The sequence below is a fragment of the Acinetobacter lactucae genome (genome assembly GCF_013344765.1).
Classification (GTDB): domain Bacteria; phylum Pseudomonadota; class Gammaproteobacteria; order Pseudomonadales; family Moraxellaceae; genus Acinetobacter; species Acinetobacter lactucae_A.
This window is the reverse complement of record NZ_JABVBF010000427.1, coordinates 1-474: the sequence shown is the minus strand read 5'-3', so window position 1 is coordinate 474 and position 474 is coordinate 1. Positions and strand designations below refer to the sequence as shown.

Sequence of the window (474 nt, the reverse complement as noted above, 5' to 3'; positions counted from 1 at the left end):
TTTATAAAGAATATAACCACAACGATTTCTTATTATAGAAGGTACCGACCAAATCACGGGCAAACTTGCAAATGAAGGCTTTGTGTCTAAAGCACCAGCAGCAGTTGTTGAAGGTGAAAAAGTGAAGCTTGCTGAGTTTGCTGCTCAGTTAGAGAAAGTTAAAGCGAATATGGAGCAAATTGCTGTGCTTTAATGCAGTGATCTGATTCAAAAAAAACCCTCAAATGAGAGGATTTTTATTTTGATTAATAAATATTAAAATGGCCGCAATACAAGCTAATACACTTCCAAAGAATAGATTCAACCCGCTTCCAAAGGCATCATAAATTAGCCCACCTAAAAAAGCTCCTAATCCTATTGATAAATTAAACATAGTAATATTAAGTGCAGATGCTAATTCAATATGCATAGGGGCTGAACGAATCATCCAAGTCATTAATGATATAGAAACCCCACCATAAGAAAGTCCCCAAA

2 pseudogenes are annotated in these 474 nt (G+C 35.4%); one reads left to right on the top strand and one right to left on the bottom strand.

What is annotated here, in order from left to right:
• Window positions 1–46 precede the first annotated feature (46 nt).
• Window positions 47–193 (top strand): annotated as a pseudogene (locus tag HUN22_RS17695) (hypothetical protein); the annotation flags it as partial.
• Between the two features lie 27 nt (window positions 194–220).
• On the opposite strand, the pseudogene HUN22_RS17690 reads toward HUN22_RS17695, so the two are convergent.
• Window positions 221–474 (bottom strand): annotated as a pseudogene (locus HUN22_RS17690) (MFS transporter); the annotation flags it as partial.